Source organism: Stenotrophomonas sp. STEN046 (assembly GCF_056759755.1).
The window spans coordinates 201,715-228,234 of the sequence record NZ_JBRRDR010000001.1; the positions used below are offsets into that span (position 1 = coordinate 201,715).

The 26,520-nt window shown below is 66.1% G+C and carries 21 protein-coding genes; 9 read left to right on the top strand and 12 right to left on the bottom strand.

The window, feature by feature from the left end:
* Nucleotides 1-54: 54 nt before the first annotated feature.
* Nucleotides 55-876, bottom strand: coding sequence for an MBL fold metallo-hydrolase (locus tag ACVOLJ_RS00925; RefSeq protein WP_481563197.1), 822 nt, complete (start codon nt 874-876; stop codon nt 55-57).
* A 131-nt stretch (nt 877-1,007) separates the two neighbouring features.
* On the opposite strand from ACVOLJ_RS00925, the gene gcvA reads away from it, so the two are divergent.
* Nucleotides 1,008-1,907: a transcriptional regulator GcvA gene (gene gcvA, locus ACVOLJ_RS00930; protein WP_481563198.1), complete on the top strand. Its 900-nt coding sequence runs from the start codon at nt 1,008-1,010 to the stop codon at nt 1,905-1,907.
* 39 nt (nt 1,908-1,946) lie between these two features.
* Here gcvA and ACVOLJ_RS00935 read toward each other — a convergent pair whose 3' ends face one another.
* The 5 genes from ACVOLJ_RS00935 to ACVOLJ_RS00955 all read right to left on the bottom strand — a co-directional run bounded on the left by ACVOLJ_RS00935 (nt 1,947) and on the right by ACVOLJ_RS00955 (nt 6,226).
* Nucleotides 1,947-2,423: a nuclear transport factor 2 family protein gene (locus ACVOLJ_RS00935; protein ID WP_481563199.1), complete on the bottom strand. Its 477-nt coding sequence runs from the start codon at nt 2,421-2,423 to the stop codon at nt 1,947-1,949.
* 62 nt (nt 2,424-2,485) lie between these two features.
* On the bottom strand, nt 2,486-3,055 hold the full coding sequence (locus ACVOLJ_RS00940; RefSeq protein ID WP_481563255.1) for a TetR/AcrR family transcriptional regulator: 570 nt from the start codon (nt 3,053-3,055) through the stop codon (nt 2,486-2,488).
* A gap of 96 nt (nt 3,056-3,151) precedes the next feature.
* Complete coding sequence (locus ACVOLJ_RS00945) at nt 3,152-3,511, bottom strand: HVO_A0114 family putative DNA-binding protein (protein ID WP_481563200.1); 360 nt, start codon at nt 3,509-3,511, stop codon at nt 3,152-3,154.
* A 219-nt stretch (nt 3,512-3,730) separates the two neighbouring features.
* Nucleotides 3,731-4,735, bottom strand: a complete 1,005-nt coding sequence (locus tag ACVOLJ_RS00950; RefSeq protein WP_475278833.1) for an extracellular catalytic domain type 1 short-chain-length polyhydroxyalkanoate depolymerase — start codon at nt 4,733-4,735, stop codon at nt 3,731-3,733.
* Between the two features lie 87 nt (nt 4,736-4,822).
* A complete protein-coding gene (locus ACVOLJ_RS00955) occupies nt 4,823-6,226 on the bottom strand; it encodes a GntP family permease (RefSeq protein ID WP_475278834.1) in 1,404 nt (467 codons plus the stop codon).
* Nucleotides 6,227-6,407: 181 nt separating this feature from the next.
* On the opposite strand from ACVOLJ_RS00955, the gene ACVOLJ_RS00960 reads away from it, so the two are divergent.
* From ACVOLJ_RS00960 to ACVOLJ_RS00975, 4 genes are read left to right on the top strand one after another with little or no spacing between them, the layout of a single operon-like run.
* Complete coding sequence (locus ACVOLJ_RS00960) at nt 6,408-8,582, top strand: TonB-dependent receptor (RefSeq protein WP_481563256.1); 2,175 nt, start codon at nt 6,408-6,410, stop codon at nt 8,580-8,582.
* Nucleotides 8,583-8,592: 10 nt separating this feature from the next.
* Nucleotides 8,593-9,471, top strand: coding sequence for an alpha/beta fold hydrolase (locus ACVOLJ_RS00965; RefSeq protein ID WP_481563201.1), 879 nt, complete (start codon nt 8,593-8,595; stop codon nt 9,469-9,471).
* Entirely contained in the window at nt 9,468-9,953 is a 486-nt protein-coding gene (locus ACVOLJ_RS00970) for a MaoC family dehydratase (RefSeq protein WP_475278836.1), read from the top strand. The genes ACVOLJ_RS00965 and ACVOLJ_RS00970 overlap by 4 nt, the downstream gene beginning before the upstream one ends.
* A 46-nt stretch (nt 9,954-9,999) precedes the next feature.
* The gene (locus ACVOLJ_RS00975; protein WP_481563202.1) at nt 10,000-13,338 is read left to right on the top strand and encodes a hybrid sensor histidine kinase/response regulator; all 3,339 of its coding nucleotides are present in this window, start codon (nt 10,000-10,002) and stop codon (nt 13,336-13,338) included.
* Nucleotides 13,339-13,345: 7 nt separating this feature from the next.
* Here the strand turns inward: ACVOLJ_RS00975 and ACVOLJ_RS00980 are convergent, their stop codons facing one another.
* Nucleotides 13,346-14,020 carry a response regulator transcription factor gene (locus tag ACVOLJ_RS00980; protein WP_481563203.1) on the bottom strand — a complete coding sequence of 225 codons (675 nt, stop codon included), beginning with the start codon at nt 14,018-14,020 and terminating at the stop codon, nt 13,346-13,348.
* Nucleotides 14,021-14,108: 88 nt separating this feature from the next.
* Here ACVOLJ_RS00980 and ACVOLJ_RS00985 point away from each other — a divergent pair, with 88 nt between their 5' ends.
* From ACVOLJ_RS00985 to ACVOLJ_RS00995, 3 genes are all read left to right on the top strand, one after another.
* Nucleotides 14,109-15,944: a 3-hydroxybutyrate oligomer hydrolase family protein gene (locus ACVOLJ_RS00985; protein WP_481563204.1), complete on the top strand. Its 1,836-nt coding sequence runs from the start codon at nt 14,109-14,111 to the stop codon at nt 15,942-15,944.
* Between the two features lie 25 nt (nt 15,945-15,969).
* Nucleotides 15,970-17,631 carry a fatty acid--CoA ligase gene (locus ACVOLJ_RS00990; protein WP_481563205.1) on the top strand — a complete coding sequence of 554 codons (1,662 nt, stop codon included), beginning with the start codon at nt 15,970-15,972 and terminating at the stop codon, nt 17,629-17,631.
* An 81-nt stretch (nt 17,632-17,712) separates the two neighbouring features.
* Nucleotides 17,713-19,053: a chloride channel protein gene (locus tag ACVOLJ_RS00995; RefSeq protein WP_481563206.1), complete on the top strand. Its 1,341-nt coding sequence runs from the start codon at nt 17,713-17,715 to the stop codon at nt 19,051-19,053.
* An 18-nt stretch (nt 19,054-19,071) separates the two neighbouring features.
* Here the strand turns inward: ACVOLJ_RS00995 and ACVOLJ_RS01000 are convergent, their stop codons facing one another.
* Both ACVOLJ_RS01000 and ACVOLJ_RS01005 read right to left on the bottom strand, forming a co-directional pair.
* Complete coding sequence (locus tag ACVOLJ_RS01000) at nt 19,072-20,406, bottom strand: putative bifunctional diguanylate cyclase/phosphodiesterase (RefSeq protein WP_481563207.1); 1,335 nt, start codon at nt 20,404-20,406, stop codon at nt 19,072-19,074.
* Nucleotides 20,407-20,515: 109 nt separating this feature from the next.
* Nucleotides 20,516-20,662, bottom strand: a complete 147-nt coding sequence (locus tag ACVOLJ_RS01005) for a hypothetical protein (RefSeq protein WP_475278843.1) — start codon at nt 20,660-20,662, stop codon at nt 20,516-20,518.
* 85 nt (nt 20,663-20,747) lie between these two features.
* Between ACVOLJ_RS01005 and ACVOLJ_RS01010 the strand changes: the two genes are divergently transcribed.
* The gene (locus ACVOLJ_RS01010) at nt 20,748-21,995 is read left to right on the top strand and encodes an arsenic transporter (protein WP_481563208.1); all 1,248 of its coding nucleotides are present in this window, start codon (nt 20,748-20,750) and stop codon (nt 21,993-21,995) included.
* A 9-nt stretch (nt 21,996-22,004) separates the two neighbouring features.
* Here ACVOLJ_RS01010 and ACVOLJ_RS01015 read toward each other — a convergent pair whose 3' ends face one another.
* From ACVOLJ_RS01015 to ACVOLJ_RS01025, 3 genes are all read right to left on the bottom strand, one after another.
* On the bottom strand, nt 22,005-22,286 hold the full coding sequence (locus ACVOLJ_RS01015; RefSeq protein WP_481563209.1) for a hypothetical protein: 282 nt from the start codon (nt 22,284-22,286) through the stop codon (nt 22,005-22,007).
* Nucleotides 22,287-22,421: 135 nt separating this feature from the next.
* Complete coding sequence (locus ACVOLJ_RS01020; RefSeq protein WP_475278846.1) at nt 22,422-22,715, bottom strand: hypothetical protein; 294 nt, start codon at nt 22,713-22,715, stop codon at nt 22,422-22,424.
* 53 nt (nt 22,716-22,768) lie between these two features.
* Nucleotides 22,769-26,497, bottom strand: coding sequence for a hypothetical protein (locus ACVOLJ_RS01025; RefSeq protein ID WP_481563210.1), 3,729 nt, complete (start codon nt 26,495-26,497; stop codon nt 22,769-22,771).
* Nucleotides 26,498-26,520: the final 23 nt, after the last annotated feature.

A 26,520-nucleotide genomic window follows, 5' to 3' on the forward strand; every position in this document is an offset into this window, starting at 1 on the left:
CTGCAAGGAAGCGCCTGCGACTTCCCGACACCTGCGATTTCATCGTATCACGCTTCATGCGGCCTGCTCCCGTGCCACCAGCGCGGCGTCCAGCGAAAAAATGGACTGCGCGACGATCGTGCCGAGGTTGTGCCCATGCCATTCGCGTTCGAACGCTGTCGGTGCGACCCCGGGCGCCAGGCAGTCCTCCAGCCGGATATCGGCTATCAACGGCGCAACCTCGGCGGGGGTTGCCTGCAGGCGGATCGCCACGACGAGCTGCTGTATGCGCTGCAGGTAGTGAAGCGCGTTGTCGAGCACCGGTGCGTCGAAAACCCCGATGTGCCCACCCACCACCCTGCTGCGCCCGAACTGCTGGATGCGCCCGATGGCAGCGCGCTGCAGGGCCGGGTCCGAGCGGGAGAGATAGACGATGTTGCCGACGATGTTGTCGCCCACACAGACCAGATCGGCGCTCGGCACATCCACGCTCATGTGGTCCATCGTCTTGCCGGGGTTGTACAGGAAGCGCAGCTGGTGACGGCCCCAGCGCATGGCCAGATTGTCGAACACGATATCCGGTTCGCGGTACAGCGATGCCACTTGCCGGTTCTGCGAAAGAAAGGCCTGCCGGTGGTGCCGGTGCGCCAGGGTCAGCGCTTCGGGAAAGGAGGTATGTCCGGCGATGTGGTCACTCATGAAATGGGTGGCAGCAACCAGCCGCACCACCTTGCCCAGCTGGCCATGCAGCACCTCCCGGAGCCAGACGGCGTCTTCCTCGCTGCCCAAGGCGTCGACCAGCAGCACCTGATCACCATCGATGAAGGCAGTGGCGACCGATTCAACGTGGTTGCCGACGAACATCAGAACATCTGCAGCGAGTTCCTGAATACGCACGAAGGGCATTCCTGAAGGAGGGCCTGCATCATCGTCAGCCCCCGCAGGGCCTGACAAACGAGTACTTCTGTGCTTCGCATGAGAAAAACTAACGCGCTACGATGGCGTCGATCCTGCCGGCGAAGGTACCCGTGAAAGCCCGACCCACTGCCCCGCTCAATGCACTGCGCACGTTCGAAGCGGCGGCACGCCACCTCAGCTTCAATCTGGCCGCGCGCGAGCTGTTCGTCACCCCGGCCGCGGTCAGCCACCAGGTCAAGCATCTCGAAGCCTATCTGGGCGTGAGCCTGTTCCAGCGCAACCATCGCGCCGTCACGCTCACCGCGGAGGGCGCTGCGCTGGCAACAACGGTCGGCGAGCTGCTTGGGCAGCTGGACCTGGCGCTGGACCGGGCCAGGGCACGCGCGCCGCGCGAGCTGCGGGTGACGACCATGGAGTCCTTCGCCGCCAAGTGGCTGGCTCCGCGCCTGCACCGCTTCCATGCCGCGCATGCCGATGTCCGGCTGCGTATCGATACCGGCAACGAACACGGCGATTTCCTGCGCGGGGGATTCGACGTGGGCATCCGCTATGGCGCCGGCAACTACAGCGGCGTACACGCAGCGCTGCTGATGAAGGCGCCGGTGTTTCCGGTGTGTTCGCCGGCACTGTTGGCCGATGGCCCGCACCGGCTGCAGCAGCCGGAAGATCTTCGCCACCACACGCTGCTGCACGATGAAAGCGCCACTGGCCGCCCCGGCGTGCCGGCATGGCCACAGTGGCTGGCCGCTGCCGGCACGACCGGCGTCATTGCCGGCAATGGGCCGGTCTTTCCGAGCATCTATCTTGCACAGGACGCTGCCGTGGCGGGCCACGGCGTGGCACTTGGCGTGGCGCCGCTGGTGGAAGACGATCTTCGAGCGGGCCGGCTGGTGAAGCCCTTCGACCTGGCGCTGGAGAACAGCTACGCGTTCTGGCTGATCCGCCGCGAGCTGCAGCAGGATCGCCCCGATGTGGAGGCGTTCTGCAAGTGGCTGGGCGATGAGCAATGACGGAGGCGAGCGGCGTGCCCCCGTGCTGGCCAGCCCGACTTACATGCCCAGATCGGACAGCCCCGGGTGATCATCCGGGCGACGCCCCAGCGGCCAGTGGAACTTGCGCTCGCCTTCCTGGATCGGCATGTCGTTGATGCACGAGAAGCGACGCTCCATCAAGCCATCGGCCCCGAACTCCCAGTTTTCATTCCCGTACGAGCGGAACCAGTTGCCGGAATCATCGTGCCATTCGTAGGCGTAACGCACGGCGATACGGTTTTCGGTGAAGGCCCACAGCTCTTTGATCAGGCGATAGTCCAGTTCCTTCTTCCACTTGCGGGCAAGGAACTGCCGGGCCTGCTCCCGGCCGCTGGTGAATTCGGCACGGTTGCGCCACGTGGTGTCGAGCGAATAGGCAAGCGAGACCTTGTCGGCATCGCGGGTGTTCCAGCCATCTTCGGCGAGACGAACTTTCTCGATTGCAGATTCGCGGGTGAACGGCGGAAGGGGCGGACGGATCTGGGGAGCGGACATGGTGGGGCCTCCAGTGGAAATGGATGGATGGGGTGCTTCCGTGGATCTGGGTTACGCAGGCGCTATCGGCGGACCTGCTTCAACAGCAGCTGCGCAACGTCCCTTGCGTTGTCTGCGGCGTCGTAGTCGCCCATTACCCGCGATACGGTGATTGCGCCTTCCATGAGAACCAGCAGCTGCCGGGCCAGCGCGGCCGGCTGCTCGATGTTCAACTGCTCTGTCAGCTCGAGCGTGTAATCAAGCAGTTTCTGCTTGTGGTGCCTGGCGATGTGCCGGATCGGATCATCCGGGTCTCCGACCTCGCCTGCCGTATTGATGAACGCACAGCCGCGGTAGCCTTCCGATTCAAACCATGTCTTGAGCACGGTGAACATGGCCAGGATGCGCTGCGCCGGGGTATCGGCCTTGTTGCATTCGCGCTGGAACCAGTCGAGCCAACGCACGTCCCGCGCATTCAATGCGGCGGCCGCGACCTGGTCCTTGTTTTCGAAGTGGCGGTAGATGCTCTTGCGTGCCACGCCGGAGGTCTTCACCAACAGGTCCATGCCCGTGGCATGTATCCCGTTCTGATAGATCAGCGCCTCCGCTGTGGTCAGGATCTTCTGCCGGGTGTCGTTGGCCGTCTTGTTCATGGCTCCAAGGTAGAACGAGCGTTCTACATTGTCAACAGGTGGGATGCGGGGCGGGAAACTGCAGCGCTTGTGCACCGGATCGGCACCGGCACAACCTCAGTCCAGAATGACGACGAACCGGGTGGCCAGCGCCGAAGGCCTGATCGAGGCCCCCACCCGCTCCAGCCGGACAAGCCCGTAGCCCTCCATCATGCGCAGGGTCCGCGAGAGGCTTGGGACCTTTCTGCCGCTGTATTCGGACAGCTCCGTGAGTGAGCTGGGCTGAAGCTCGCCGAGCATATGCAGCAGCCTGCGATTCCCCTCGCTGAGTACGGCCGTCAGCGAAGACAGCGATGCAAACGCAATCGTGCCGGGGCCACCCTGCGGCGGTGCTGACCTGCCGCTGCGTTCGCCATCGATGATGCATCGTCGAAGCGTGTGGGCGTCAGGCAGGGCAAGCAGGCGGGGATCTGTCATGGGTGCGCAGGTGGATGAGGGAGGGGGCTATCCTCTCGCGCGACTGTCTTTTGCGATTGAACAAACCGCGCATTCCCACGGCGTTGCGCCATGGAATCTGCCGGGCCAGCGCTCGTTACTGGCGAACCATGCGCCCGTGCGGCAGCCGATGACTGCTGCACGGACGATGGCCCCCCTACCCTCGATCGAGTAGGCGCGCCGCCATGGCAGCGCCTGCGCTCAGCGCTGCTGATCCTTCAGGAACAACCACGTAATCAGCGTGGCATCCGGCCCCTTGGGGTCGGTGAACGGCAGCCCGGACTGGCTGCCACTCCAGGCATGCCCCATTCCCTGCACCACGTAATGCTGGGCCAGCGTGCGGCCGCCATAGGTGTAGGTGTCGACCGTGTACGCACGGCCACCCGGCACCTGTCCATGGAAGGTGCTGGTCGGCACGTACTTCACCGAGTCGTTGTCCAGCCCGTCGTCGGCCAGGTCGTTGGTCTGCAGGAACTGGCGCACGGCCTGCTGTCCGTTTACCGGGTTGACCGTGGCGTCGGCGCTGCCATGGAACACCAGTACCGGCATCGGCCGTGGCGACGGCGATCCCGAGCACTGCCAGGCCAGCCGGCCGTTGCTTTCCGGCGAGTAGATGCTGCCGGCCAGCAGCGCGTAGGCACTGCCGGAGATGGTGGTGGCACCCTTGTACATGCCGCCGGAATGGATGGCGCCTGCAGCGAAGACGTCCGAATAGCAGGCCAGCATGATGGAGGTCATCGCGCCGCCAGCAGAGATGCCGGTGACATAAACGCGGTGCGGATCGATGCTGTAACCGGCCTTCACCTTGTCCACGATGCCGGCCAGCAATGAGGGCTCGCCGCTGTCACGTGCCTGGTTGATCGGCAGCTGCCAGTTCCAGCAACGTGCGGGGTTGGAGGTGACGTTCTGCCGCGGGTACACCACGATGAAGCCCTCGGTATCGGCCACGTCGTTGAAGCCGGAGGCCTCGCCCATCAGGTTCGGCCCGGTCACGCAGCCATGCAGTACCAGCAGCAGCGGCAGCGGTTGGCTTGCGTCGTAGCCGGCGGGCACCCACACCTGGTACTCGCGGGCGCCGAACAGATTGCCGTACAGGCCAACATCCCAATGCCCGGCCGGGTCGGCGGCAACGGCGCTGCCGGCCGCACCCAACCAGGCGCACAACGCCAGCAGCAGTGTCTTGAACGAATCGATTCCAGATTTCATGACCAGATCCTCATGCGTGGTTCGTGGATGAAGGGGTACCGGAACGCCTCGTGGACCAGCCTTCCCGAGGGTGTTGCGACGCCGCTGTCAAACCCAGCCGGTGGCGTAATGGATGCCGATCACCACGAACACCGCGACGGTCTTGATGACGGTGACCGCGAAGATGTCCTTGTAGGCCTGGCGATGGGTGAGCCCGGTCACCATCAGCAGGGTGATGACCGCGCCGTTGTGCGGCAGGCTGTCCATGCCGCCAGAGGCCATCGAGGCCACCCGATGCAGCACTTCCATGGGAATGCCTGCCGCCTGTGCGTTGGCGATGAAGGTCTCTGACATGGCGGCCAGGGCGATGCTCATGCCGCCGGACGCCGAACCGGTAACGCCGGCCAGGCCGGTGACCGTGACCGCTTCATGCAGCAGCGGATCCTTGATGGCACCCAGTGCATTGGCGACCACCATGAACCCCGGCAGCGCGGCGATGACCGCACCGAAGCCGTACTCGGAGGCGGTGTTCATGGCCGCCAGCACCGCGCCGCCGATGGCACTGCGGGTGCCCTCGGCAAACTGGGCAACCACCGGGCGCCAGGCCAGCGCCAGCACCGACAGGATGCCGACCAGCAGCGCGCCGATCACCGCCCAGATCGCACCGATCTTCGACACCTCCTGTACCACCGGTGCGGCACTGCCCATCACGGCGGGCACGAAGCTGTGCGCGCTGCCATACCAGTGCGGCATGCCCAGGGTGAACAGCTTGTTGGAGACGAACACCAGCACCAGCGGCAACACGGCAACACCGGCGTGCGCCAGATGGGTGCCGGCGAAGGGTGTCGGCTCGTTGACGAGGGTCGCCGGATCGCCGTAACCCTCCCCGTTGCGAAGCGCAACGCGGCGGCGCCACTCCAGGTATGTCATGCCCACTGCAAGCACGAAAACGCCGCCCAGCGTGCCCAGTACCGGCGCCGCCCATGTATCGGTGCCGAAGAATGCGGTGGGGATGATGTTCTGGATCTGCGGCGTGCCCGGCAACGCATCCATGGTGAAGCTGAAACCGCCGACGGCCAAGGTGGCCGGGATCAAGCGCTTGGGGATGTTGCTCTGGCGGAACATCTCCGCCGCGAAGGGATACACCGCAAACACCACCACAAACAGCGACACCCCGCCGTAAGTGAGCAGGCCGGCGACCAGTACGATCGACAGCATGGCCCGCTGGGGGCCGAACAGCTTGATGGCCGCGCCGACAATCGACCGGGAGAAGCCGGACAGTTCAATGAGCTTGCCGAACACCGCGCCCAGTAGAAATACCGGGAAGTAGAGTTTGAGGAAGCCGACCATCTTGTCCATGAACAAGCCGGTGAACATCGGCGCCACCAGCGAGGGATCGGTCAGCAGCACTGCACCGAGGGCGGCGACGGGCGCGAACAGGATCACGCTGTAACCGCGGTACGCCACCAGGATGAGGAAGCCCAGCGCTGCAAGTACGATCAGTAACGACATACGGCGCTTCCCATGGAGGTCGCGCCCAGTATCCGGATCTGATGGCCGCTGCCGACTGGACCTAGGTCCACTCGCTGGGGCAGCACGGCGCCGTTAGCCTAGGGTCCATGGGTGGCAATGGGCCATCTGCCACGCACATGCCTTGGGGGAGGACCGAATGCAACGGAATTGTTTGAGTCTCATGATCGGCGCGCTGTTGGTTTCCGGTCCGGTACTGGCGCAGGACGCGCCATCGTCCACGCCGAATGCGGGCAGCACGGCCTCGGCCACCACCCTGGACAGCATCAAGGTGACCGCCCGCAAGCGCGAGGAAACCCTGCAGGAAGTGCCGGTGGCAGTCACCGCGTTCACTTCTGAAGCGCTGGACAAGATGAACGTCCAGGACATCGGTGACCTGGACGGCCAGGTGCCGAACCTCACCATCTACGCCGCTCGCGGTGCCAGCAGCACGGTCACCGCCTACATCCGCGGCATCGGCCAGTCCGATCCCACCTGGGGTGCTGACCCGGGCGTGGGCATCTACCTGGACGATGTCTACATCGCGCGCCCGCAGGGTGCACTGCTGGACGTGTTCGATGTCTCGCGCATCGAGGTGCTGCGTGGCCCGCAAGGCACGCTGTATGGCAAGAACACCATCGGCGGTGCGATCAAGTACATTTCGCGCGGCCTGCCTACCGAGACCGAGGGATTCGCCCAGATCACAGTGGGCAACTACAGCCAGCTGGATGCAAAGGCGGCCCTTGGTGGACCCATCGGCGGGCCTGACAGCGGCCTGCGCGCGCGGGTGGCGGTGGCCAGCATGAATCGTGACGGCTTCGGCGAGAACACCTTCAACGGCCAGCCGGTCAGCGACAAGCAGATCAATGCGGCGCGGCTGAACGTGGGCGCCTATGCCGGTGACGATTTCGACGTGCAGTTCGCCCTGGACTGGATCGACGACCAGTCCGGCATGCGCGGCTCGAAGATGCTGGCACCCAATCCGTTCACCCCGGCCTACCCGCCGATGGACGATCGCTACGATATTCGCTCGGGCATGCGCAACCTCAACAGTGTCGAGACCAAGGGCGCGTCGGCAACGGTGAACTGGCGACCCAATGAAGACGTCGCACTGAAGTACGTGGTGGCCAAGCGCGAGTCGGACAGCGATGCCAACATCGACTTCGACAGCACGCCGGTCAAGCTGGCCGATGTGGGCGGCGCCTACACCGACAACCAGGTCAGCAACGAGGTGCAGCTCAACTATGATGCCGGCGGCAAGGTGCGCGGTGTGGTCGGCCTCTACCAGTTCAGCGGCGAAGCCGGCGGCCAGATCCGCAACAATTTCTTCAACCTGCAGTTCGGCGATACCCGTGGCAAGGTGCTGACCGACAGCATCGCGCTGTATGCCGACTGGACCTTCGACCTGACCAGCAAGCTGAAGCTGGATGTCGGCGCCCGCTACACCGACGAGGACAAGCGCGCGATCGTATTGAACCGCTTCTATGCCGATGCGACCTTCAGCAGGCCCATCGCGGTGGCCGCGGATTTCGACAAGAAGACCAACTTCAGCAACGTCTCGCCCAAGGTGTCGCTGGACTACCAGATCACCCCGGACATCATGGTCTATGGGTTGGCCACGCGCGGCTTCAAGTCGGGTGGCTACAACATCCGCGCCAATGCGGTGGCGGTGCCGCGCTCGGCCGAGCCGTTCGACGACGAGACCGTGGACAGCTTCGAGATCGGCAGCAAGATGGCCTTCTTCGATCAGCGCCTGTTCCTGAACCTGTCGGCCTTCCACAACAAGTACAAGGACATCCAGCTATCGGTGTTCACCGGCATCGATACCAATGGCGATGGCGTGGACGATTCCTTCTTCGGCGACTTCACCAATGCCGGTGCCGGCACCATCAACGGCCTGGAAATCGAGTACCAGTACCTGCCGACCCAGCACTGGCTGATCTCCGGCAACCTGGCCTGGCTGGACGCCAAGTACGATGAATACATGGACCGTGGCGTCAACGTGGCCAAGCAGATGAAGTTCACCAACGCCCCGGATTTCTCTGGCGCACTGAACGTGGAGTACCGCACCGACCTGGGCAACGGCGGCAACCTGTCGGCACGGGTGAGCTACAGCTACCAGAGCGAGGTGTGGCCGACCACGGACCTGAGCCCGGTGATCCGCCAGGACGGCTACGGGTTGGTCAACGCCGGCGTGATCTGGAAACTGGATGACGCCTGGACGTTCTCGCTGCAGGGCACCAACCTGGCCGACAAGGAGTACCGCACCACCGGTTACAACATTCCGGCGGTCGGCACGCTGATCGGCTTCTACGGCCCGCCGCGCCAATATAGTCTCAGCGCCCGTTACGATTTCTAGGAAGCCCTGCATGACGCCGTCTTACGAAGATCTGTACTGGAACAGCCCCGATGGCCTGCGTCTGCACGCACGTGACCATGCACCGGCAGGCGCCGAGCCTGCCCGTGGCACCGTGGTGTGCATTCCCGGGCTGACCCGCAACGGTGCCGACTTCGACGCCCTGGCCGCATCACTGACGGCGGCAGGCTGGCGGGTGATCGCGGTGGACCTGCGGGGCCGTGCAGGCTCGGAACGTGCGCCTGATCCGTCCAGCTACAACCCGCGCGCGTATGCCGATGACATGGTGGCCCTGCTGCGCTCGCAGGGCATCGACAAGGCGGTGTTCATCGGCACCTCGCTGGGCGTGCTGGTCACCATCACCCTGGCTGCGCGCGCACCGGAGCGGATCGCCGCTGCGGTGCTCAACGATGCCGGCCCCAAGGTGCCGCGCGAAGCGCTGGCGCGGATCGGCAAGTACGCCGGCAAGCCGGTGCCGCCGATGGACCAGGCGCAGGCGGCGGCCTATGTGGAATCGATCGGCAAGGCCGCTTTCCCACGCTTTACCGCCGAGGACTGGCAGGCCATGGCCACGCGCACCTTCCGCCGGCGCGACGACGGCCTGCTGGAGCTGGACTACGACCCGGCAGTGATCCGCACCACCCGGCCGTGGGTGCTGTGGCTGCTGCGCCCGGTGCTGTGGCGGGCCGTGCGCGGGCTGACCGCGCGGGTGCCTGTACTGGTGGTGCGCGGTGCGCTGTCAGACATCCTGCCCGCCGATGTTGCCCGGCAGATGGCAGCATCGTCCGGCACCGCCCGCCTGGTGGAAGTGCCGGATGTGGGCCATGCGCCGATGCTGTCCGAACCGGAGGCGCGTGACGCGATCCTGGCGCTGCTGGAGCGCGTTCAATGAATGCCGATACTTCGATGGATGAGCTTCCCGCTGCCCTGCAGGCATTGCGGCACTGGGCAGCACGCGAGCGGCTGGCCGCCAGCACGCACGTCACGCAATCGCGCATCGATGCCTTTGCCGATGCCACCGGCGACCACAACTGGATCCATGTCGATCCGGCGCGTGCGCAGGCCGCGTTGCCGGGTGGGCAGACCATCGCCCATGGCTTCCTGCTGCTGTCGCTTACCGTGGAAGACGATGTGGCCGCTCTGGCTGGCTTTGCCGGCATCGCCCACGTGTTGAACTACGGCTTGAACAAGGTGCGTTTCCTGGCGCCGGTGCCCAGCGGTTCGCAGGTGCAGGTGCGCTCGCGGCTGCTTTCACTGCAACCCCGCCAGCCCGGGCAATGGTTGCTGACCCAGCACAAGACTGTGGAAGTGCTGCCCGGCGGCGATGTGGCACTGGTCGCCGAGCAGCTGTCACTGATCGTGCTCGCCGGCTGACGCCGGCCCGCTGCACGCCAGCGCGGGTTCTCTCTACACTGGAGCGATGTTGACGCCTTCCATCGTCCTGTTCGCCTGCATTGCGTGGACCGTACTGCTGTTTGGCGTGGCCCTGTGGGGCGAGCGCCAGGGGCACCGGCTGGCGCGTCTGTGGCCGGCCATCTACGCGCTGTCGCTGGGCGTGCACTGCACCGCATGGACCTACTACGGGGCCGCTTCGCAGGGCGTGCAATGGGGTTTTGCGATGCCGCCGACGCTGATCGGCATGGCGCTGATCTTCGCCCTGGGGCTGCCGTTCCTTGCCCGGCTGGGGCGCCTGGCCAAGCAGCACAACAGCGCCACCATCGCCGACCTGGTGGTAGCACGGTTGCGTACGGACCAGGGGCTGGGCATCACCATCACCCTGGTTGCCCTGTTCGGCATCATTCCCTACATCGCACTGCAGCTGAAAGCGGTCAGCCAGGGGCTTGCCGCATTGCTCGGCAATGATTTCGCGCCGGTTGGCTGGCAGCTGGACATGTCGTTCTGGTTCGCGCTGACAATGGCCGCGTTCACCCTGCTGTTCGGTGCGCGCAAGGCATCTGCCACCGAGCACAACCGCGGCATCGTGGTCGCGCTGGGCCTGGAATCGATATTGAAGCTGGCCGCGCTGCTGGCGATCGGCCTGTATGCCGCCGTATCGGTACGCCAGGCCGGCACGCCGCTGCTGGAAAAGATGGCGCACCTGCCGCCGCCGGCCGTGGTCCCGGACTTCCTCACCATGGTGGCGCTCGGTGCGATGGCCGCGTTTACCCTGCCCCATCAGTTCCATGTGGGCGTGGTGGAACTGCGCCAGCCGTCTGACCTGAAGACCGCCCGCTGGCTGTTCCCGCTGTACCTGCTGTTGATCGGCCTGCCGTCGGTACCGATGGCGCTGTACGGTGCCGCGCAGTTGCCGCCCTCGGTCTCGCCCGATCTGTACGTGCTGGCCCTTCCGCAGGCCGGCGGTCATCACCTGCTGGCGCTGGTGGCCTACCTGGGCAGCCTGAGTGCGGCCACCGGCATGATGATCCTGTCCGGGCTGACGCTGTCGATCATGCTCGGCAACCATGGGTTCGGTTCACGCCTGCTGGGCGGCATCGTGGGCGGCGTCACCAGCGTTGACCTGCGTCCACGCGTACTGGCCTTCCGGCGTGCCGGCATCCTCGCCGTGTTCCTCATGTCGTGGCTGTACAGCCGTGCGATGAGCGGCACCGAGGCGCTCAGTGATTTCGGCCTGATGTCGTTCACCGCGCTTTCGCAGCTGGCGCCGGCGGTGCTGCTGGCGGTGTATCGCCCGCGCACCCCCTCCCCGGCCATCATCGCCGGCATCGTGCTGGGTTCACTGGTATGGCTGTGGCTGGTGCTGCTGCCGATGGTGGTCCCCGCCCCGCCCTCGTCCGGCGCCGAAGGGCTGCACTGGCTGGCGATGTTCTCGCTGCGCCTGCAGCCGGGCCACATCGCCATCAGCATGGGCGCCAGCCTGGCGGTCAATCTGCTGACGGTGCTGCTGGTATCGCGTGCGGTGCGCCCCTCGCTGCCACGGCAACGGGATGCAGTAGCGGCGGCGTCGCTGCGCAAGACGGCCGGACGCTTCCTGGGCCAGGAACGCGCACGCCAGCTGATGGACGGGCACGCCGGGCAGATGCTGGATGACGACCGGGTCACCGCCATCGAACGCGAGTTGACCGCCGTGGTCGGGGCCGGCATGGCGCGGCTGCTGGTGGAAGCCGCACGCGATGGCGGTGCGGCGCCGCTGGATGCGGTGACCCGCGCCGTGGGTGAAGCCACCCAGGTGCTGCGCTTCAACCAGCGCCTGCTGGAAGCGGCACTGGAAAACATGAGCCAGGGCATCAGCGTGGTCGATGCGCAGCTGCAGCTGGTGGCCTGGAACAGCCGCTATGCCGCGTTGTTCAGATTCCCTCCGGAACTGCTGCAGGTGGGGCAGCCGGTGGCCAACCTGACCGCCTGGGCGGTGGCACAGCTGAACATCGGCGATGTGCCTGGCGATTCGCCCGACAAGGCGTTGCAACGCCGCGTAGTGCACATGCGGCGCGGCACGCCGCACCTGTCCGAGCGCATCTTCCCGGACAACACCATCGTCGAGATCCGCGGCAACCCGATGCCCGGTGGCGGCTACGTGGCGACCTTCACCGATGTCACCGCCTTCCGCCGGGCCGAGGATGCACTCAAGCGCAGCAACGAGACGCTGGAACGCCGCGTACAGGACCGCACTGCCCGGCTGGAACATGCCGTGCACGAAGCCGAGCGTGCCAACGTGGCAAAAACACGCTTCCTGACTGCCGTGGGCCACGACCTGATGCAGCCACTGCACGCCGCACAGCTGCTTGCCGATGCGATGTCGCAGCACATTGAATCGGAGTTCCTGGACAGCTTCCTGCGGCAGATCCGCGGTGCGCTGGACTCTACCGACGATCTGCTGTCGGGCCTGCTGGATATCTCGCGGCTGCAGGCCGGTGGACTGGTGGCCGACCCGCGCCCGTTCGCACTGTCGACCGTGCTGGATCCGCTTGCGCAGGAGTTTGCCGTGCTGGCGGCGGCGCGTGGCCTGCAGTTCCGCTACGTGCGCACCCGTGCGTGGGTGCACAGCGACCCGTTGCTGCTGCGCCGGGTGCTGCAGAACTTCCTGGCCAACGCCATCCGCTACACCCGCCAGGGGCGCGTGCTGCTGGGTGTGCGTCGACACGATGACCAGCTGTCCATTGGCGTGCATGACAGTGGCCCCGGCATCGCGCCCGAGCAGCAGGCGGTAGTCTTCGAAGAGTTCCACCGCGGCGACCGCAGCAATGGCCAGGGCCTGGGGCTTGGCCTGTCCATCGCCAGCGGCATTGCCGGTCTGCTGCATGCACCACTGGAACTGCGTAGCGCGCCCGGCCAAGGTGCGGCGTTCTCCATTGCCGTTGCGCGTGCCGCGCCGCCTGCGAGCCCGCATGCCGGGCCCGGCACCGGCAGCACCAGCACCAGCACCATCAAGGGAATCCGCGTGCTGGTGGTGGACAACGACGCGGATGCGCTGGAGGCCATGCGGCTGATGCTGGTTTCATGGGGCTGCGATGTCATCGCGGTGCGCGACATCGGCGCGCTCGATTCATCGGCGCAGCAGGCCGCGCTGTGGTTGTTCGACTACCATCTTGAAGATGGCGATACCGGCGTGGCGCTGTGGAAGCGGCTGGTGGCCGCCCATGGGGCGCGGCCAACCGTCATCCTCAGCGCCGATACCGGCAGCGATACGCGCGAAGCGGTGCGTGGGGTGGGCCTGTCTCTGTTGAACAAGCCGTTCAAGCCCCTGGCGCTGCGCTGGGCGATCAACCATCTGCTGGCGACGCCCGACACGGCAACGCCCTGACCCGGGATCAGGCGTCCTGCGCTTCTTCGATCTGCCGGGAGGGGTCGGCCAGCCCCATTTCGTGCAGCACACGGATCGCCTGCGCCCGATTGCGCACCCCCAGCCGTTCCATGATGCGCGTCATGTGTGCCTTGACCGTGCGCAGCTGCACGCCCAGGCGATCGGCGATCTGCTTGTTGAGCAGCCCTTCGGCCACCAGGCTCAGTACCTTGTATTGATGCGCGGACAGGCTGGATAAGCGTGCGGCGAGGTCAGCGTCCTTGCTGAAGGGTGCCACCCGTGCCACGGCTTCGCGCAGCATCGAGGGGATCCAGCGCTCACCTTCCAGCACGGTCTGCAGCGCGCACTGCAGGTCGGTCAGGCCTGAGCTCTTGGGCAGATAGCCGGCTGCACCCAGGTCGATGGCCCGGCGGATGACATGCGGCTCTTCATTGGCCGAGACGATGATGATCGCCAACCCGGGCTGCAATGCCCGGATGGTCGCCAAGCCGGCAAGGCCATGGTTGCCGGGCATATGCAGGTCCAGCAGCATCAGGTCGATCTGCTGGCTCTCGAGGGTTTCAAGCACGCTTGCCAGTGAATCGGCCTCGCTGATCTGCAGGTCAGCGACTGCCTCTTCGGCCGCGCGATGCAGTGCAGCGCGGAACAAGGGGTGGTCATCGGCGATAAGCAGGGTCTGCATGTGCAAGCGAGGTTAGCAAATCGCCCGGGCTTGGGCACAGGTACCTAGGTACGCTGGCGCCCGGCCGGTGGATTGCTAGTGTGGGGCAATGAACATCCGCCGCCCCGTTACCCTGCTGTGTGTCGCGTTGCCGCTGTTGTGCGGCTGCGTGTCCGTGGCCACTGCCGCCACGCCGAAACCTGCCGTCTCCGCACCGGTGTTCGAGCACTGGCGGCAAAGCCGGCACGAGGGCAACGACGATCTGCTGACAGCGGGGCTGGCCATCGACGCCCTGCGCTCGCCCACCGCACCGCTGTTTGCCAATCCGGACCAGCCCACGGCCGAGGAGGCGCGCCGCCGCGCGATCTGGAGCAGCTGGCGCGGCATCGCCGATCTGACCCCGGGCGGCGGCTTCGGCGAGGTCTACGGCAATCTGCAGGGGGCCCCCGGACGCGAATTCTCCGCCTATGCGCGGGTGCCCGGCGCCCGCCACCCACATCGCGTGCTGGTGCAGGTGCCCGACAACTTCGACGCCACGCGACGCTGCCTGGTGGTCGCCGCGTCTTCCGGCTCGCGTGGCATCTATGGCGCGATCGCGGTTGCCGGCAGCTGGGGCCTGGCCCATGGATGCGCCGTTGCCTATACCGACAAGGGCGCCGGCAGTGACTATTACGATCTGGACGCCGGAAGCGGATTCCAGGCCGACGGCACCCCTGCCACCCAGGGCGCGCTGGCATTCGTTCCCACCGCTGCGACCGGCACACAGGGCATCGCTTTCAAGCACGCCCATTCCGGTGACAACCCGGAAGCGGATTGGGGCCGGCACCTGCAGCAGGCGCTGCAGTTCGGCTGGCAGGTACTGGACCGCGCCTACCCTGCAGCCGCCCCGTTCACCGCAGCGAACACGCGCACACTGGGCGTGGGGGTATCCAACGGCGGCGGCGCTGTACTGCGCGCCGCAGAGATCGAAGGCGACGGGTTCGATGCGATGGTGGCCGGTGAACCCAACGTTTCAGTAGCGGGTGCGCCACCCCTGTACGATTTCGTAACCCAGGCGGCACTGTTGATGCCCTGCGCGCTGCTGGCCGTGGATGATCTGCCGCAACCGCCGATGCAGGCGCAGGCCGTAGCGGCAGGCACGCAACGCTGCGCCGTGCTGAAAGCCGCCGGGCAGGTACAAGGCGATGACACGGCGGCACAGGCGCGATCGGCGCGGCAGCAGTTCGCAGACGCCGGCCTGGGCGACGCCGTGCTTCGCGCCGGCGCCTTCCCGACCGGGTTCGATCTGTGGCGTGCCATCGCGGTGACCTATGCCTCGGCCTATGGGCATTACAGCGCTGGAGAACATCCCTGCGGGTACCGGTTCTCGGCTGCTGCGGCGGACGGCACTCCCGGGCCGGCCAGTGCGCAGGTACGTGCCAGCTGGTGGAGCGAAGCCAGCGGTATTGCCCCGGGCAGCGGCGTGGTGCTGCTGGAAGGCAACGCCACACCGCCGGCCGATGATCCACTGCGTGGCCTGCACTGCCTGCGCGCGCTCGGCAGCAGCGACAGCACCGATGCCAAGCGGGTCCGTGCGGGCATCGCCGGCGCGGTCGCCAAGGCGCCGCATCGCGGGCTGCCGATCGTGGTCGTGCACGGCGTTGACGACGGGCTGGTGCCGATCAGCATGACCAGCGACCGCTACGTGCCGCTTGCACGCAAGGGCGGCGCGCAGATCGCCTATTGGCGGGTGAACAACGCACAGCATTTTGATTCGCTGCTGGCCTTCCCCGATTACCGGAAGCGCTATGTACCGCTGTTGCCCTACATGTTCGCGGCGCTGGACCAGGTGTGGGGTCATCTTGAGGATTCCGCCAACGCATTTCCGCAGGATGCCCTCATCCAGCCGACACCCCGTGCAGAGGCGCCGCTGCTGCGCGCGCAGCTCTCCATTCCCGGCCGCTGATACGCCGCCCATCAGGAACAAACCCATGCCACTGAACACCACCGCAGACGTGCCCAGGCCCGATCCCGCTGCCTACCCGCTGCTGATCAAGCAGCTGCTGCAGTCGTCGCTGGCCGTGCAGCCACAGCAGGAGATCGTCTACGGCGACACGGTCCGCTTCGACTACCGCACCCTGCAGGCACGCATCGGCCAACTGGCCGGGCTGCTGGAATCGCTGGGGGTAGAACACGGCGATACCGTGGCGGTGATGGACTGGGACAGCAACCGCTACCTGGAAAGCTACTTCGCCGTACCGATGATCGGCGCGGTGCTGATGATGGTGAACATCCGCCTGGCCCCCGAGCAGATTGCCTATACGCTGAACCACAGCGGCGCACGGGTGGTGCTGGCCAACCGCGAGTTCCTGCCGCTGCTGGAAGGCATCGCCGACCAGCTGCCGGACCTGCGCACGCGGGTGTTGCTGGATGATGCCGGCGGCCCGCTGCCGCCAGGTTTCGTGACCGAGTACGAAGCCGGGCTGCGCGATGCCACGCCGGTCAGCCACTTCCCCGACCTCGACGAGAACACGCGCGCCACGACGTTCTATACGACCGGCACCACCGGTCTGCCCAAAGGGGTGTACTTCAGCCATCGGCAACTGGTGCTGCACTCGCTGGCGGCGATGGCGGCACTGGGCAGTGCAGCCAGCCAGGGCCGGCTGCACCGCGGCGATGTGTACATGCCGATCACCCCGATGTTCCACGTACACGCCTGGGGAGTGCCGTACGTGGCCACGCTGCTGGGCATCAAGCAGGTCTACCCGGGCCGCTATGTGCCCGCGCAGCTGCTGGCCTTGATCGCCCGCGAGAAAGTGACCTTCTCGCACTGCGTGCCGACCATCCTGCACATGCTGCTTTCCCATCCTGACGCCAGCGCGACCGACCTGCACGGCTGGAAGGTGATCATCGGTGGCGCAGCGCTGCCGCGGGCACTGGCGCAGCAGGCGCTGGCACGCGGCATCGACATCTTCGGCGGCTACGGCATGTCCGAGACCTGCCCCCTGCTTACCCTTGCACAGATCGATGTGGACGCACTGGGCACGTGCGATGAAGCCGTGTCACTGCGGACCAAGGCCGGCATTCCGGTGCCGCTGGTGGACCTGCGCATCGTTGACGTGGACATGGGCGATGTCGCCCACGATGGCATCGCCACCGGCGAGGTGGTGGTGCGTGCACCCTGGCTGACCCAGGGCTACCTGCATGACCCGGATGCTTCGACCGCCCTGTGGGCCGGCGGCTACCTGCATACCGGCGATATCGGCACCATCGACGCGCGCGGCTACCTGCGCGTGACCGACCGGATCAAGGACGTGATCAAGACCGGCGGCGAGTGGATCTCCTCGCTGGCATTGGAAGACATCATTGCCCTGCATCCGGCGGTGAGCGAGGTCGCGGTGATCGGTATCACCGACGCGAAATGGGGCGAAAGGCCCTTACCGCTGGTGGTCCGGCAGGCCGGCACAGAAGTGAGCGAAGCGGAGATCATCGAGCTGGTGGCCGCACGCAGCCGTGCCGGTGACATCTCCCGCTATGCGATCCCGGACCGGGTCAGCTTCGTGGACGCGATCGAGCGCACCAGCGTGGGAAAGATCAACAAGAAGAAACTGCGCAGCGTGCATGACCGGGAGGTTGCGACGGGCGTGGGTTGACGCCCCAGCCGCCGGATGCGGCAAGGTGAGCGGCCACGGCGCCCGCTTTCGGCCGCCGGCAGCACGGACCATACTGCGCCCATGGCCGTCCTCCATAGAATCCGCGCCCATCTGGCAGCGCATATCGGCAGCGAGGCCTGGCGCCGTCGCGCGGCCCTGTGGAGTGGCGCAGTGGCTGTTGCGCTGGTGGCCATCCTGTTCGCCAAGGCCAGCGATGCGGCGTTCCACCTGTTCCAGCGGGCCATTGCCCATTCCCCGTGGTGGGCGCTGCTGCTGACTCCCGGGGTATTTGCGCTGCTTGCCTGGCTGACCAGTGGCGCGCTCAAGCCCACCCGTGGCAGTGGCATTCCCCAGGTCATTGCGGCGCTGGAGCGTCCGGATGCGTCCTTCCGGGCCAACAATCTTTCGCCCGCCGTGTCGGCAGGAAAGCTGCTGCTGACGTCGTTGTCGCTGCTCGGCGGCGCGTCGGTGGGCCGCGAAGGACCCACGGTGCACGTGGGCGCCAGCCTGATGTATCTGTTCGGTCGCTGGTTCGGGTTCAAGGACCCGCGCGAGCTTTCGCATTTTCTGCTGGCCGGTGGCGCGGCAGGCATCGCTGCGGCGTTCAACACGCCGCTGGCGGGCATCGTGTTCGCCATCGAAGAACTGAGTGGCCGCTTCGAGCATCGATTCTCGGGCACCCTGCTGACTGCTGTGATCGTCGGCGGCGTGGTCTCGCTTGGCCTGCTCGGCAACTACACCTACTTCGGCCATGTATCGGCGCGGCTTCCACTGGGCCAGGGCTGGCTGGCCATCCTGCTGTGCGGCGTGATGGCCGGCCTGCTCGGCGGCCTGTTCGCACGCACGGTGCTGCTGACCGTAGCGGGCCGGCCGCGCTGGCTGGGCCGGCTGCGGCAACGGCACCCGGTCGTGCTGGCCGCCACCTGCGGGCTGGTGGTGGTGGCGCTGGCGATGGCCTTCGGCGAAGGCGCCTTCGGTACCGGCTACGAGCAGGCCCGCAGCCTGGTACAGGGCCAGGCCCTGGTGGGCCACGAATTCGGCCTGATGAAACTGCTCGCCAACCTGGCATCGTATGTGGCTGGTATTCCCGGCGGCCTGTTTTCCCCTGCGCTGGCGGTGGGCGCAGGGCTCGGCCACAACCTGGCGGTATTGATGCCGGCGGTCGATTCGCGCGCGTTCGTCCTGCTGGGCATGTGTGCCTACCTGACCGGCGTTACCCAGGCGCCGTTGACCTCGGCGGTGATTTCACTGGAGCTGACCGACAGCGGCGACCTGCTGCTGCCCATCCTGGCCACGGTGCTGATTGCACGCGGTGTATCAGGCCTGGTCTGCCGCGTGCCGATCTATCGAGGGTTGGCAGAGGCGCTGATGGCGGGTACCGCCACGGTAGAGCCGCCCGCCGCTGCGTCCGGCAAGGGCTGACCGCCGCCGCAGTTGTTGCTACTGCGACGGGCGGGCCTGCAGCCAGGTCTCCAGCGCGGCACGCGGCATGGGCCGGGCAAACAGGTAACCCTGGAAATGACGACAGCCCAGGCCAACCAGCAGATCACGCTGCGCGCTTGTTTCGACCCCCTCGGCCAGCGCGCTCATGCCCATCACATGGGAGATTTCGACAATCTTTCCCAGCAGCTTCTGCGCACGTTCCTGGCTTGTGGCTTCGTCGACGAACTGCCGATCGATCTTGATCCTGCACACCGGCAGGGTCCGCAACGTTGCCAGCGATGAATAGCCGGTTCCGAAATCGTCCAGCGCCCAGGCCACGCCGAACGACTCAAGCGCCTTCATCTTGCGGATGACCGACGCGGCATCCAGGCACAGTGCCGACTCGGTCAGTTCGAACTCCAGCAGTTGCGGGCGCACACCGGCCGACTGGATGACAGCGCAGACGGCCGCTACGAATGCATCATCGAGCAGTTGCGCCGGGCTGATGTTGACCGCAACCCGCAGGTTGTTCCGGCCAGGATCATCAGACCACTGCGACAGGGTCTGGCAGGCCTGCCGCAGCACTTCCAGGCCGATGTCACGAATCAACGTGCTTTCTTCGGCAAGCGGAATGAAGGTATCCGGCGGCAGCAGATCGCCTGATGGATGACGCCAGCGCACCAGGGCTTCGACACCGGTGACGGCACCATTGTCGAGCACCTGCGGCTGGTAGTGCACCTGGATTTCGCCATTGCGCACGGCCCGGCCCAGTTCGCGCTCGAGCCGCAGGCGCTTGCCGCTGTCGCGGCGGTAGATGGCGAAGATCGCTGCCAGCAGTGCCATCGACAGCGTGGTGTTGGTGATCGCACCCACGGCGCGCACCTGCAGCGGCGGCGAGATGCCAGGCGCCAGCCGGTCCAGGGCACCGGTGGCAAAGGCCACGAATGTGGCAAGGCACAGCAGTGGAAGGACGGTCGAGCCGTAGCGTTCGCGTGGCTCGAAGGTGAATGCCGCCCCCGCAGCCAGTGGCAGCAGGAACAGGTGAACCGAGCGCGGTACCCAGGCAATGGACGCATCGATCAACGCGATGGCACAGATGGCGAAAAAGATGCCGTGCGCGACCACCAGCAGCGAGCTGCCATCGCTGCGCCGGCTGCGCCACAGTGCGAGCACGCCCACCACCACCAGCACGATGAAGACGACCGACAGTTCCGCGCGCCCGAAATACAGGTAGCAGGCCGTCCATGCCAGGCCCACGCTGATGCAGGAAAAACCGGTGAGCGACAGAATCGCGGCTACTTTCTCCCGGCGTGCCGCGTCCTGGAACCTGGGGTGTCCAGGCTTGGTTCTCATCCTTCGCAACCCCTCTCTACACAAGCAGACCTGGAAGACTTCGCATGGCGCATGCCTGAACCGGCGCCGCCAGCGAGAGTAGCAAAGCATGTGGCCAGACCAAACAGCGTCAGATTTCCGCCGCGTATCGGTGCACCACGCCATCATCACGATGAAGTACGGATAACACCTCGGCCGGCGCCGCCTGCAGCCCCTCGCTGGCGCATCGACGGGCCGGGTATGATGCCGCCTTCGCAGCGCTGGCGGTGATTGCCATTCCGGTCCTTCTGCTGGCGCCGCGGTCACCCGGAACGCGGGCGTCATCGAGATCCGCCTGCCCCTGAAGCCATCAAGAGCACCGCATGTCCTTTCCGCTTTCGTCGTTGATCATCTGGCTGGTCGCTGCTGTTGCCACTGGCGGCGTGATTTTCCGACCCTGGCGCGTGCCGGAGTACGTATGGGCACTGGGTGCGGCGGTGCTGCTTGCCGCCTGCGGGTTGCTGCCGCTGGGCACCGCGCTGGGCGCCGTTGCCGAAGGCACGGATGTGTACCTGTTCCTGATCGGCATGATGGTGTTGGCCGAGCTGGCGCGGCGCGAGGGCCTGTTCGACTGGCTGGCCCTGTACGCGGTCCAGCACGCACGCGGCTCGGGCCGGCGGCTGTTCGACCTGGTGTTCCTGGTGGGCACGGTGGTCACCATCTTCCTGTCCAACGATGCCACCGCCGTGGTGCTCACGCCGGCAGTCTATGCCGCGTGCCGTGCGGCCAAGGCCAGCCCGATGCCCTATCTGTTCGTCTGCGCGTTCATCGCCAATGCCGCCAGTTTCGTGCTGCCGATCTCCAACCCGGCCAACCTGGTGGTGTTTGGCAGCCACATGCCGCCGCTGTCGGCCTGGCTGACGCAGTTCACGCTGCCTTCGCTGGCCGCCATCGCCGCAACCTATCTGGTGCTGCGCTGGGTCCATCGGCGCGACATCGCGCAGCCGCTCACGGCATCGCCGGCGTACCGCCCACTGTCGGCAGGTGGTCGATTGAGCGCCATCGGCGTGACCGTCACCGGCGCGGTGTTGCTGCTGACCTCTGCGCTCGATGGCCCGCTGGGGCTGGCGACCTTCTGCGCTGGCGCCGCGAGCGTGGCCGTTGTGACCGTGCAGCAGCGCCGAAGCCCCCTGTCCCTGCTGCGCCATGTTTCCTGGGGGGTGCTGCCGCTGGTGGCGGGCCTGTTCGTACTGGTTGAAGCGGTTGCGCAGACCGGGGTGATACGCGCCGCGGCCGACGCGCTGGAAGCGCTGGCGCGCACCTCACCCAGCCAGGCATCGTGGCTGGCTGGGGCGAGCGCAGCACTGCTCAGCAACGTGGCCAACAACCTTCCGGTGGGGCTCGCTGCGGGTTCGCTGGGGCAGATGGCCGAGCTTCCCGCGCAGACCCGCGCCGCGCTGCTGATCGGCGTGGACCTGGGCCCGAACCTGTCGGTGACCGGTTCGCTGGCCACCCTGCTGTGGCTGGTGGCACTGCGCCGCGAGGGCGTGCAGGTCAGCGGCCTGCGCTTTCTTGCCATCGGCGCGCTGGTGATGCCACCCGCCCTGATTGCAGCGCTGCTGCTGCTCTGAAGGGGCGGGCTACTGCTTGCGGCAGCTGTTGATGGTATCGCCGACGCCATCGAAGACCTGGCTGGCGGAAACGATCCACGGCTTGGAAACAATACAGTAGGTGATGGCCGCGGTGCCCGGATCGAAGTTGAAGCTGACGATGACGGTGCCGACCACCGGCACCTTCGTTGTGGCCCTGCCTTGGTTGCCGTTCGCCGGCTCGTAGACGGTGCCATGTTCATCGAAGCTCTTCTTCTTGACGCAACTGAAGATGGCTTCGGTAACACCGTTGAATGTTCTGCAGTCGCTCATCGCACTCTCCTGGTTGCGATCACCGCGGCGCATGGCTGCGCCCGGCGTGCCATTGAACTGGCCCAGGCACACCGCCCCGGGCCAACCTGTTCCCTGCCGCCCCGCATGCACCGCGGCTCCGGTGCAGCCCCCGCCTCAGGTACAGGCCGGAAGCTCGATGACGGTGCACGGCTCATTGGTCTGCACGTACGCACGGCATGACTGCTGCAGACGTGGCCTGAGCTTGCCCGCCGCCTGGTTCTTGGCAGCGGTGCAGCCAGCATGCGTGAGCGGGCCCTTGCCGGTATTGGCATAGCCCTTTTCCTTGGGTGTGCACATGTTCGCGGGCGCGGACTGTTTCACCGTTGCCTTGCCCTGGTAGCACTGCACCGCGTTGGCGGTGGGAATGGCGCCCATCACCAGCACCGCAGCCATGAAGATCGCTTTCATTGGAGTACTCCTGATTGAGTTGACGTCGATGTTCCGCTGCTGCGCCATACGCGCTATTTCTCCTTCTGTGCTGGACGGGATTGCTTCGCTTCCGGGCCGGCCGCTCCGACCAGCGCAGCACCGATGCCGCCGTGCGGCTCGCCACGCAACGCACCCGACGACAACCAGGCATTCACCGAGGACAGCCCGGCGAGTGCATCGGGCGCCCCCAGCGCAATGTCGAACTGATGCTGGCCCGGGCCCAGGCCGTAGAGCGAACGCGAGGCCAGCGCGATGTGCTTGCCGGCCGCATCCACGCCGCTGATCACCACCCGCCGCAGCGACCGGTCCGCCACGGGCATGTCGATGGTTACCGTGACGGTATCTGCAGCCGCCCTGCCCCGGCCTGTCGCCGCTGCCGCTGGCGGCGGCAGGCGCAACGCCAGGCGTGGCGCCTGCGGCGCCCGACGCTTGCCGGCGACATCGGCGGCGCTGGCAGCGGTGGTGTTGAAGATCCAGAAGCCGCCATTCCAGGGCCAGCGCCCGATGGTCTGCGCGCCCGCTGCCGGGTCCGACCCGTGCAGCTTGTCGGGAATCGTGTCGTCAGGATCCACGGTGACCTTGATGTCATAGGCGATGCCGGCATCACTGCCGCCAAGCCGGGAGGTATCCCACAGCGCCTCGACATTGGCGATTGCACGTGGCGCGATGGTGATCGGCTTGGAGCGTGCGAACTCGACAAATGTTTCCTCACCCGGTTTCACGCGCTTGCCATGGGCCAGCCTGTCGGCGTCCGCCGCGCGTGCGTGGTAAGCAAAGGCGACAACGACCTTCTGCGCGGCGGTATCAAGGGAGTTGTTGTGCACCGGCACCACCAGCCTGACCTTGGTGCCCGCATCAACGCCGCCCAGCAGCGGCGCGTACTCCCCCGTCACCGCGTCCGGCAGCGCTTCGGTGATCTTCAGCCCGCGCAGGCGGAAGTACGCATCCTCCGGCGCCAGCGTCCAGGCACCCTGCATCGGGTCGTAGGCCATTCGCCACGGCAGGTTCAGCGCCGGATCGGGCCGCCCCCCATAGGTGTTCTTCCACCAGCGGGCACCGCCGCTGGAACGCAGGAAATCGGTGCCATGCGCCACCTTGATGCCGCCGTTGCCGGTGACGTAGATCAGCGTCTGGTAGTGGTAGGCCATCGATGCGATGCCGGTGACATCCGGCTGTTCCAGGGTGATGCCGCGCGAATTGCGCATGGTGCGCTGGGACACCACGCTGCTCTCCCAGCTGGAGGTATCGGACAGGCTGACGGTGCCCTCGTAGTTCGCACTGCCGCTGAACATGCGCACGTCCGCCGATGCCCGGAAACCGGTGGTGATATCCAGGCTCCTGCTGAGTGAGTAGGAGAACGATTTCTCGCTGCTGGACCCCGACTCGGTGGTGTAATCCAGGCTCAAGCTCTGCGCATTGCCGTCGAACGCACGCGCGATGGGGCTGTTGAGCGGCTTGCCTGCCACTTCCACCTGTTTGCCGGCTTCATTCCTGTAACTGAATTTACCGATGTCGGTGGCGAACAGGCCCTGTGCCGGAATTTCGGGATAGCTGATGGCGTTGTAATTCTGGTGCGAAGGGTTGTACCAGTCGTAGTTCAGGCCGCCGCCGCTGTACTCCATCATCTGCCCGGGAATGACGATGTCGTAGAACGGAAAACGGTCTGAACGCTTCTGGTTCACCCCGTACACCGGGTACCGCCATATATCCAGCAGGCGCATGTTGAATACGAGGTGGTCATCCTGGGTGGTTGTCGCCGCCTTCTGCGTGGTGACCGATTGATAGGCGCTGTTGAGGTTGCGCTCCATGCTGTTGGTCTCGTACGAAACACCGGCCCTGACCGACAGCGAGGCCTCGAAGTTGGCGATGTTCATGAAGCCGCCGCCCACCGTGCTGCCCACGGTCTGGGTCGTGCCGCTGCCGAACCGGGCCGAGCTGGCGTTGGTCGATGTTTCGGTCAGCGTGTTGTCGGCGCTGTCGCGCAGGGTCACATTGAACGACGATGGCCCGGACATGCCCAACAGGTTGACGATCGTATAGGGCTGTTCGCCGGAGGGCACCGGCAGTGCATCGACGTGACGCGGCGGCATGCCGACCACGTACTGTGGATCGATCATGTCCTGGATGGTGATGTGGGCCGGATTGCCGAGGTACAACGAATCACCGCCGCGGTCATAGGCCACGATCGGTACCCCGAAGACCAGGCCGCTGGCCTCGTAGTTCGGCATGCGATGGCTGTACACCGGATCGATCGCCATCGTCTCGTTGTTGACGCGGGCAACAACCAGTTCCGGCACGATCCGGCCGGGCTGCTGACCACGGCCGGGCAGCGCAACGGCAATCTGGTGGCGCGGATCGACGCCATCGTTCTTGAAGCCGATGAAGTTGCCCGCCGCGATCAACGGCCCCAGCGCAGGGGTTGCCGCCGGCATCTTCTGCGCCGAAAACTGTGCCGTCGGCCCCATCTGCAGGCGGGGTGGATCGCCATCATTGACCTGCAGCACGCTGCCCAGCACCCGTGAATCCGGTGCTACATAGGCGATCGCCAGTTGCCGCCGGAAGAACGGATCGCGTACCGATGCGGTTGCCTTGGGGTCGAACTTGAACAGCCCCGTTGCGATGTCGGCGTAGGTGTTGGCCGCGACCGGGCCCACCACGGCCTTGTCCTTGGCCGGACCGATCCGATCCAGCGTAGCGGGGTCGAAGTACACCAGCGCCATCTGCTGGGTGCTGGCATCGCGCGGCACCAGATAACTCATGATGAACTGCTCGTGGCCGCGACCGGTGAAGTCGGCCGCAGCCAGCGCCAGCGAGCTCGGCCTGCCTTCGGCGACGTCGTAGGCATAGGCTGAGCCAACGCGCTGCAGTGTGTGGGTGCCGCCATCGCTGGCGTAGCGATAGGCAGCCAGGCGCACCCGGCCGGGCCCCGGGCTGGCCGTGGCATCGGCCGCGCTGATGATCTGCAGCGTGCCGTCATTCATGAAATCGCCCAGCGCTACCGCCACGTCACCGGTTGGCGCTTCGTCGGCCGGGCCCACATACGAGGCGGCCAATTCCAGCCTGCCCTGCGCGCCCGCTTTCGGCGGCTGGCCAGCTTCGGGCACCCAGATGATCACATCGATCTGCAGCCGGTTCTCCAGGTTGGCGTATGCCGCGACGATGGCCTGACGCGGTTGCTCGTCCTGGCTGGGCCGACGCACCAGTTCGCCGATGGCGAGGTCGAAGTTGCGCCCTGCCGCGCTGGTGGAGGGGCTGGGGAAGGACAGCGTTGCGCGGCTGCCATCGTTGATCTTCAGCGGGCTGGTGTAGACGGTCAGGCCAAAATTGGTCATGCACACCGCCTGTTCGAACTCCGGCGTGGACACCCGGCCATGACCCAAGCGCCTGCGCTGTGACTGCTGGCAGGTATCACCAGCCTGCAGCTTCTGCGCCGATACCGTCCATTGCTTCAGCTGTGCGTCGGCCGCTGCGTAGTCGAACAGGTCGCTGTAGAGCGAGGAATTCTGGCTGGCCAGCAGGCCGACCGTGCTGACCGGAAACAGCGTGAGCTTCTTCGGGTTGTTGATGGGGTCTGTCTCGCCAGGGCGTACATCTTCGGCCGCCGCACCGGTGGCAACGGCCAGGCACATCGTGGCAAGTACGCGCGCAACGGCGCGCAGGCTGCGGCTGCACGCGCTGGACGGGTGCGGCCCAACGGCATCGTCAGGCGATCGCGCAGGGGGTGCTTGTCCGCGTTCGCTGTCGCACGGTATCCGCGTCATGGTGCTCTCCCTGCGCCTGTCTG

Bases quoted from the DNA above. Each gene is read 5' to 3' on its own strand.
- ACVOLJ_RS01025 (WP_481563210.1), bottom strand. From the start codon at position 26,497: ATGACGCGGATACCGTGCGACAGCGAACGCGGACAAGCACCCCCTGCG.
- ACVOLJ_RS01000 (WP_481563207.1), bottom strand. From the start codon at position 20,406: ATGAGAACCAAGCCTGGACACCCCAGGTTCCAGGACGCGGCACGCCGG.
- ACVOLJ_RS00955 (WP_475278834.1), bottom strand. From the start codon at position 6,226: ATGTCGTTACTGATCGTACTTGCAGCGCTGGGCTTCCTCATCCTGGTG.
- ACVOLJ_RS00940 (WP_481563255.1), bottom strand. From the start codon at position 3,055: ATGAACAAGACGGCCAACGACACCCGGCAGAAGATCCTGACCACAGCG.
- ACVOLJ_RS00985 (WP_481563204.1), top strand. From the start codon at position 14,109: ATGAACATCCGCCGCCCCGTTACCCTGCTGTGTGTCGCGTTGCCGCTG.
- ACVOLJ_RS01010 (WP_481563208.1), top strand. From the start codon at position 20,748: ATGTCCTTTCCGCTTTCGTCGTTGATCATCTGGCTGGTCGCTGCTGTT.
- ACVOLJ_RS00960 (WP_481563256.1), top strand. From the start codon at position 6,408: ATGATCGGCGCGCTGTTGGTTTCCGGTCCGGTACTGGCGCAGGACGCG.
- ACVOLJ_RS00980 (WP_481563203.1), bottom strand. From the start codon at position 14,020: ATGCAGACCCTGCTTATCGCCGATGACCACCCCTTGTTCCGCGCTGCA.
- ACVOLJ_RS01005 (WP_475278843.1), bottom strand. From the start codon at position 20,662: ATGGCAATCACCGCCAGCGCTGCGAAGGCGGCATCATACCCGGCCCGT.
- ACVOLJ_RS00970 (WP_475278836.1), top strand. From the start codon at position 9,468: ATGAATGCCGATACTTCGATGGATGAGCTTCCCGCTGCCCTGCAGGCA.
- ACVOLJ_RS00990 (WP_481563205.1), top strand. From the start codon at position 15,970: ATGCCACTGAACACCACCGCAGACGTGCCCAGGCCCGATCCCGCTGCC.
- ACVOLJ_RS00995 (WP_481563206.1), top strand. From the start codon at position 17,713: ATGGCCGTCCTCCATAGAATCCGCGCCCATCTGGCAGCGCATATCGGC.
- ACVOLJ_RS01015 (WP_481563209.1), bottom strand. From the start codon at position 22,286: ATGAGCGACTGCAGAACATTCAACGGTGTTACCGAAGCCATCTTCAGT.
- ACVOLJ_RS00965 (WP_481563201.1), top strand. From the start codon at position 8,593: ATGACGCCGTCTTACGAAGATCTGTACTGGAACAGCCCCGATGGCCTG.
- ACVOLJ_RS00935 (WP_481563199.1), bottom strand. From the start codon at position 2,423: ATGTCCGCTCCCCAGATCCGTCCGCCCCTTCCGCCGTTCACCCGCGAA.
- ACVOLJ_RS00975 (WP_481563202.1), top strand. From the start codon at position 10,000: ATGTTGACGCCTTCCATCGTCCTGTTCGCCTGCATTGCGTGGACCGTA.
- ACVOLJ_RS00945 (WP_481563200.1), bottom strand. From the start codon at position 3,511: ATGACAGATCCCCGCCTGCTTGCCCTGCCTGACGCCCACACGCTTCGA.
- ACVOLJ_RS00950 (WP_475278833.1), bottom strand. From the start codon at position 4,735: ATGAAATCTGGAATCGATTCGTTCAAGACACTGCTGCTGGCGTTGTGC.
- ACVOLJ_RS01020 (WP_475278846.1), bottom strand. From the start codon at position 22,715: ATGAAAGCGATCTTCATGGCTGCGGTGCTGGTGATGGGCGCCATTCCC.